Here is a 6,873-nt window from a genome sequence, read left to right as displayed (position 1 = left end):
GCTCAGTTGGGAGAGCGTCGCCCTTACAAGGCGAATGTCGGGAGTTCGAACCTCTCCACACCCACCACTTACTAAGCAGTGGTACTTATGATAAGTAAGTAAAAAGCTAGATTGTGTTGGAGTGGTAGTTCAGTTGGTTAGAATACCTGCCTGTCACGCAGGGGGTCGCGGGTTCGAGTCCCGTCCATTCCGCCAATTACTTTTAATGAGAAGTAAGTTGGCAAGCGTTACCATCATTATGATGGGTGTGTAGCTCAGTTGGGAGAGCGTCGCCCTTACAAGGCGAATGTCGGGAGTTCGAACCTCTCCACACCCACCATCTTACCGATGTGAAAAAGTACGTCAGATGAGATGTTAAAACAATTGTGTTGGAGTGGTAGTTCAGTTGGTTAGAATACCTGCCTGTCACGCAGGGGGTCGCGGGTTCGAGTCCCGTCCATTCCGCCATTTTCCTTAGTTCTAATATATAAATCTATTAACTCAGGAAAAGGTGAATCCACATCTCATAGATGTAAAATATGATTGGGTGTGTAGCTCAGTTGGGAGAGCGTCGCCCTTACAAGGCGAATGTCGGGAGTTCGAACCTCTCCACACCCACCATTCATATGATTGTTTTTGCTATATGAATCCTTTCTAGTAGTCCTTGATGTATAAGTATATGACTGTCTTAGTAACTATTTATTCCCTTTTCTAAGATTTTAATGTTGAGCTATTCTTAGTCTTCTAATTTTTCATGTGGCGAATTTGTGACCATATGGTGATCCTCTCTAATATTCTGATTTTTAGTCTATTCATTAAAATAATACCAGATCCATATTTTAGCCCATTCTTCGACCTTCGCTCGTTTTAATCCATACGGTAAACATGATGTTTTTGGTCACAAGATTTCTGTAATCAAATTTGTTGTCATGTGACTTTAATGCACCTAAAGTGTATTTTTCTGCATTCTCATAACTGGCTAACAAAGAAATTAGTTGTTAGGGCTAATTGGTATTTTATAACTAAGCTGAAAAGTCAATGTGCCTAATACGCTTTTAAAAGTAATCTCTTTTTGTCGTACGTGCTTCTGCGTGAGTCTTTGCATTAACCCCCTGTGTCAGCTTTTCTATAGAAAAGGCAGCAGCACAAACTCCATGTAGTGTTTCAGCCAGCTGCCTATTTTTCTAATAGTCTGTTTTGGGGGTTATATTAAATCAGTCCGCTACTTAGCTTTGTTGCGTATCGTTTTAGAACATCAACTTCGTCTTTGATTTTGTCTGCATCATAATCTTTCACAGAACGCACGCAACTGATACTTGCTTGAATCTTTCCATCTTGGCTTAGGATAGGAACCGCTAAACCAAATACGGTTTTATCTACTTCTGAAATCGATAACGCATAGCCGTCATCTCTGATCTTTTGTAGATTTGCTCTAAAATCTTTCCAGTTAGTGCCCAAATGGGATTGTTCTATTTGACTCGGGTTTTCAACAAATAGACGCATATGCTGAGCGTTAGGTAAAAATGCCAAGATGGCTTTAGAGGTTGCTCCACTAAACAGAGGTCTTGGAATTCCTCTTGAATAACTAAGGCTAGTTTCTAAATTACCAAAGTGATAAACGCAGACAACTTGATCCTTAAATAGTCTACAAACCAACCAAGCTTGTTTGCCTTCTAGCTCGTACGGTTGTTGTTCAATGTCTTTAGATAATCTCACCAAAGGATCAGATAAGCGTAACTGACGATCCCATTGAATAATACGTGAGCCCAGACTGTAATTGCTTTTTCCTGTTTGAAACAGTAATCCGGCATCTGCCAATTCTTTGGTGTATCGGTATCCGGTAGATCGGGTGTAGTCAAATTCAGTACAGATATCGTCCACAGACCAAATAGGCTTTTCTTGGGTAAACAAGTCTAAAATGCGCAACATTCGCTCTAAACTGCTGCGTTTTACATCTCTATCATTAATTCCTGCGTTTTTATCTTCCAATTTTGTAAGCCCATTTAATTTAGTTATGTTTAACGATACTGATCCGCTCACTAAGTGCAATACCTTGCCGTGCTCATTCCCTATTTAATTGTACCTTGTAATGAAATTAATCTCCTAGAGTTTAGACTGCTTGAATAATGTAGCTGATGTACATCGAAATTAAAATAATCTCACATTGTAGGATTTGTTGATTTTTTATCAATTTGAAATTATAGTGTTCATAACAAACAATCTGACAATCAAAAAAACTGGCATAGCTCCCTATTGTGAGAGTGTCATAAGGAGGAAGAATGAAATTAGTGTCTTTTGAGTTCCAGAATCGTAGCTCTTATGGTGTGGTGGTAGATCACGTAGTGAAAGACCTTGAATCAATGAAGTCTAAGTTAGGCCAAGATCTTCAGCAGGTTTTGCAAAACGGTAATTTGACGAAGATAGAGCAACTCGATTTATCCAATATGCCGGAAATAGCATTGGATGAAATTCGTTATCTACCTGTCATTGCAAGCCCAAACAAAACGCTTTGCATTGGTATTAACTATGCGACTCACGTTAAAGAAACAGGTCGTGATATGCCTGTGTATCCAATGATTTTTACTCGTTTTGCCGATACTCAAGTGGCACATGATCAAGCAATTGTACGACCAACTGCCTCACACAAGTTAGATTTTGAAGGTGAGCTTGCTGTGGTTATTGGTAAAAAAGCCCGCCATGTTGCAGCGAAAGACGCCTTAGATTATGTGGCTGGCTACTCTTGCTATAACGATGGCAGTGTTCGTGATTGGCAAAAACACACCATTCAGTTTGTGCCAGGAAAAAACTTCCCTAGCACTGGCGGTTTCGGGCCTTTCCTTGTTACTACCTCTGATATTTCTGATCCACAAAAGCTTCATCTAACGACGCGTTTAAATGGTGAGGTAATGCAGGATACCGATACGGACGACATGATTTTTTCTGTCGAGAAGTTGATTGAGTACTGCTCAACCTTTACCGAACTGGCTCCTGGCGATGTGATCGTTTCAGGAACCACAGGCGGTGTAGGGGCATTTCGTCAGCCACCAGTGTGGATGAAACCTGGTGATGTGGTTGAAGTGGAAATCTCTGGAATAGGCATTCTAAGAAATACCATAGTAGACGAAGAGCAAAAATAGAGTTGTTTCTTCGCATTTCATTGCTCTTTCTTAATTTACATTGAAGAAAAAGTAATGAGGAGGCTGTGTTTTTTAACAATAATAAAGAATTTCATTCTCACTTTTAAAAAGGAGAGTTGGTATGGCACTTAATGCACATTTAAGCCATTTGGCGATTGGCAGTCCGGACCCATTAGTAATGGTAACCTTCTATGAAAAAGCCATGGGCAACACCATTGAAGAAATTGACCAAGGTTATCTTTCTACTGGCCCAGGTAGAAAGCTTTTGTTCACTTCTGGAAAAGCGAAAGAACTTAAATATTTTGCCATGGGGATGACAGAGGAAAATTTAGATCTCTTACGTGATGCTTTATTGGCGAAAAATGTCCAATTAAGTGCTTCACCATCGCCTCTTTTTGATGATAAAGCGTTTGCTCTTCAGGATCCTGATGGTAACTGGTTAACCTTTGGCGTTGAGGAAAAAAACAACTCTCAAGCCGAATTGCCAGCTCGCTTACAACACTTTGCTTTTGCCACCAACAACATTGAAGAAATGGTGGATTTTTATCAAAACACTGTTGGTTATTTAGTCAGCGACAAGGTTTTTGATGAAAATAAAACATTAAAAACTGCCTTCTTAAGAAGTGATAATGAACATCATTCGTTAGCTATCTTTCAAGCCAAAGAAAAATGGTTTGATCACCATTGTTATGAATCATCCAACTGGAATGCCATTCGTGATTGGGCAGACCATTTGTCAACTTTTGATATTCCACTGAAATGGGGTCCTGGCCGCCATGGTCCAGGTAATAACCTGTTCATTTTTATTCATGATCCAGATGGTAATTGGTTGGAAATCTCCGCGGAACTACAAATTCTTCCTGAAGATGCTCCAGCAGGGGAGTGGGTTCATGAGCCTAAAACCTTGAATTATTGGGGGCAAGCGTTTTTAAGAAGTTAAAAACGGTTCTCTAGACTGGCGTATCAACAAAATTTCATGGGCATGATGGAAATTCAGTCGTGCGGCTGGAGCGGTTAATGAATATGAGTGAAAAAGTCTTAAACGAAAAGTATGAAGTTGTCGTTATTGGCGGTGGGCCAAGTGGTATGACGCTTGCTAACTTACTGGGTAAATACGGTGTGAAAACGCTTGTTCTTGAGCAAAATAAACACACGGTATTAGAGCCAAGAGCCGTATCGATTGATGATGAATCATTAAGAACGATGCAAGCCATTGGGCTGCATGAAAAAGTGAAGTCTTTTTGTGCATTGGACTATGGGTCTGTTTACTACGGCGTTGATGCTAAACCTTTTGCCAAAATTGAGCCTACTGCCAGCGAATATGGTTACCCTCGTCGTAATGCTTTTTCACAACCTGATCTAGAGGCGACTTTGCGAGAAGGCGCAACGAGATACGAAAGTGTTGATGTTCGCTTTGGTCATGTCGTGACTCATTTTACCCAAGATGATAATGAAGTATTTATTACCGTTTTGGCTGAAGGACAAACCTATGAGGTCAGAGCCGATTATCTTGCGGCGGCTGATGGCGGAAGAAGCTTCACTAGAACATCCTTAGGTATTCCTTTGGAAGGTTTAACCTACGGTCAAAAGTGGCTAATAATCGATATTAAAGGTACGAAAGATACCTTCCGCCAGACTCGAGTCTATTGCAACCCTAAAAGACCTGGGATTAATTTACCAGGGCCAAACGGCACTCGTCGATTTGAGTTTATGGTTTTACCTGGTGAAACCGATGAGCAGGTTGTAGAAGAAGACTTTGTTAGAGGGTTAATGGATCAATACGGACCAGATCGTGATGCCTTTATCGTTAGAAAACAGGTGTATGCCTTTCATGCTCGTAAGTCTGCGCAATGGAAAGTCGGGCGTATTTTCCTATTAGGTGATGCTGCACATTTAACACCTCCTTTTGCTGGACAAGGTATGAATAGTGGATTACGTGATTCTGCTAATCTGGCTTGGAAACTCGCCTGGGTTATTAAGCACGGTATGCCTGATAAAATGTTAGCAACCTATGAAGAAGAGCGTATGCCTCATTCCTGGCAGTTGATCGAAATGGCTGAGATGCTAGGACGAATAATGATGCCTAAAACTGTGTTTAGAGCAAAGTTGATTCAAGGCTTTTTCCGCTTGCTTGGCCTTTATAAACCTGCTCGCGATTATGTAACTCAAATGCGTTACAAACCGAAGCCTCGATTTCCTAGCGGTTGGTTCGTTAAAGATGCATCTGACAAAAATTCATCAACAGGATTAATGGTCGCACAACCTTGTTTAGAAACGCCTGAACGTGAGCATGTGTTGTTGGATGATATTTTACAGACCGGGTTTTGTTTGGTCGCTTATTCTGACTGTCCTGAGTCTGCATTCGATATGCTTAAGCCTTATAGCGCTGTTTATAACGAGAAAATTCATCGTGTCTGTATTACTCCTAGGATTTGGAATCCTGTTGAAATTCAGAATGAAACAGTTGTTCGAGATTATAAGGACGAAGCAAAAAAATGGATTTTTAATCGCTCATCATCGTCAATATTTCTAATAAGACCAGATAGATACATTGTCGCAGAAATAACACCAAAGAATTTAGCATCTATGACTGATTCATTACCTAATTATGTTCCTTCTTGAGTGTTAAATATCGTTTTAAAAAGAATGAGGTAAGTAATTAAGTAATGTTTTAATTAATAGAAAAATGAAAAACAGAAATGCATCTAAAATTGATAATAACAAAAAAAGGTAATCGAGATGAAAGCATTATATTTGAAAAAGCTTTGCTCTTTTTGTAGTGCAACAGCCGTTGCTTTGACAATAAGTGTTACTAGTATGCAGACGATTGCAGAAACTTTACGTCTGAGTACGCCCGTCCCTCCAAGCCATATTTTTTCTAAGGTATCAATGAAGTTTGCCGAAAATTTAAGCGCTAGAACGAATGGTGACTTTAAAATTAAAGTTTTCCCATTTGGCAAGTTGGGTAGCGATCCTGAAAACACATTAATGATTCAAACTGGAGCTATTCAGTTTGCCGTTATTCCCGCTGCATTTATGGCGAATCGAGAGGAGTCGTTAAATGCTTGGCTGCTTCCTGGACTGTTCGATGATGTTGAAGCAGCTGGAGCTGCGACCCAATTGCCCGCTGCTCGAGAGATGTTAGCAGCACTCGATAAACAAGGTATGATAGGGCTAGGTTATGTCTTTGCAGGAATGCGAAACCTTCTTGCCGTCGATCCAATATCAAATCTAAAAGAAATTAAAGATAAGAAAATTCGCACTTTCCCAGGGCCTATTTTTAATGATTGGTGGTTAACTTTTGGTGCCGCTCCCACTGCACTCCCAACGCCAGAAATCGCATCAGCATTAACAACCAATTTAATAGATATTGTCGATGTCGACCTTGATTTGGTCACGGCTCTAAAGCTCTATCAGCAAGCCCCTAATTTAGCTATAACCAATCATATGGCATTTCCAGGCATTATGGTGGTATCGAAAAAATGGTGGCAAAGCAAAACACCTGAACAGCAGTCTGTGATCCGTGAGGTATTTTTAGATGCTGAGGCGTGGGGAGTAAAAGCACAGGTTATGGCAGAAGAGAGTAACTTAAAAATGCTTAAAGATGCCGGTGTTGTGATAACAAATATTAAGAAAAGTAGTTACGCCGCTAACACGGCTGAGATTCTGAACAAATACGTTAGTAAAACGTCATTAATTTCTGATTTTTACGAGCAAGTGAACGAACAAAAATAATACAGCGATTGGGGAGGCTCAC

General features: G+C 40.3%; 5 protein-coding genes and 4 tRNA genes. 8 read left to right on the top strand and 1 reads right to left on the bottom strand.

Features of this window, described 5'->3' with window-relative positions; translation table 11 throughout:
* Positions 1 to 118 precede the first annotated feature (118 nt).
* The 4 genes from AC2A4J_RS17400 to AC2A4J_RS17385 all read left to right on the top strand — a co-directional run bounded on the left by AC2A4J_RS17400 (position 119) and on the right by AC2A4J_RS17385 (position 600).
* Positions 119 to 195, top strand: a tRNA-Asp gene (locus AC2A4J_RS17400).
* Between the two features lie 48 nt (positions 196 to 243).
* A tRNA-Val gene (locus tag AC2A4J_RS17395) sits at positions 244 to 319 on the top strand.
* A 51-nt stretch (positions 320 to 370) separates the two neighbouring features.
* A tRNA-Asp gene (locus AC2A4J_RS17390) sits at positions 371 to 447 on the top strand.
* 77 nt (positions 448 to 524) lie between these two features.
* Positions 525 to 600 (top strand) — tRNA-Val (locus tag AC2A4J_RS17385).
* A 588-nt stretch (positions 601 to 1,188) separates the two neighbouring features.
* Here AC2A4J_RS17385 and AC2A4J_RS17380 read toward each other — a convergent pair.
* Positions 1,189 to 1,968, bottom strand: a complete 780-nt coding sequence (locus AC2A4J_RS17380) for an IclR family transcriptional regulator (RefSeq protein ID WP_484176926.1) — start codon at positions 1,966 to 1,968, stop codon at positions 1,189 to 1,191.
* Between the two features lie 290 nt (positions 1,969 to 2,258).
* Here AC2A4J_RS17380 and AC2A4J_RS17375 point away from each other — a divergent pair, with 290 nt between their 5' ends.
* From AC2A4J_RS17375 to AC2A4J_RS17360, 4 genes are all read left to right on the top strand, one after another.
* Positions 2,259 to 3,116: a fumarylacetoacetate hydrolase family protein gene (locus tag AC2A4J_RS17375; RefSeq protein ID WP_484176925.1), complete on the top strand. Its 858-nt coding sequence runs from the start codon at positions 2,259 to 2,261 to the stop codon at positions 3,114 to 3,116.
* Positions 3,117 to 3,237: 121 nt separating this feature from the next.
* Positions 3,238 to 4,056 (top strand): VOC family protein, encoded by an 819-nt coding sequence (locus AC2A4J_RS17370; RefSeq protein WP_484176924.1) that lies wholly within the window; start codon positions 3,238 to 3,240, stop codon positions 4,054 to 4,056.
* 77 nt (positions 4,057 to 4,133) lie between these two features.
* Positions 4,134 to 5,738 (top strand): bifunctional 3-(3-hydroxy-phenyl)propionate/3-hydroxycinnamic acid hydroxylase, encoded by a 1,605-nt coding sequence (locus AC2A4J_RS17365; RefSeq protein WP_484176923.1) that lies wholly within the window; start codon positions 4,134 to 4,136, stop codon positions 5,736 to 5,738.
* 117 nt (positions 5,739 to 5,855) lie between these two features.
* Positions 5,856 to 6,851, top strand: a complete 996-nt coding sequence (locus AC2A4J_RS17360; RefSeq protein ID WP_484176922.1) for a TRAP transporter substrate-binding protein — start codon at positions 5,856 to 5,858, stop codon at positions 6,849 to 6,851.
* Positions 6,852 to 6,873: the final 22 nt, after the last annotated feature.

Source organism: Marinomonas sp. ATLA20, from assembly GCF_057180105.1.
The sequence above is the reverse complement of the archived record's forward strand: the minus strand, read 5'-3'. Positions and strand labels throughout refer to the sequence as shown.

Coding starts and splice junctions, on each gene's coding strand:
- AC2A4J_RS17375 (WP_484176925.1), top strand. CDS start 2,259: ATGAAATTAGTGTCTTTTGAGTTCCAGAATCGTAGCTCTTATGGTGTG.
- AC2A4J_RS17370 (WP_484176924.1), top strand. CDS start 3,238: ATGGCACTTAATGCACATTTAAGCCATTTGGCGATTGGCAGTCCGGAC.
- AC2A4J_RS17365 (WP_484176923.1), top strand. CDS start 4,134: ATGAATATGAGTGAAAAAGTCTTAAACGAAAAGTATGAAGTTGTCGTT.
- AC2A4J_RS17360 (WP_484176922.1), top strand. CDS start 5,856: ATGAAAGCATTATATTTGAAAAAGCTTTGCTCTTTTTGTAGTGCAACA.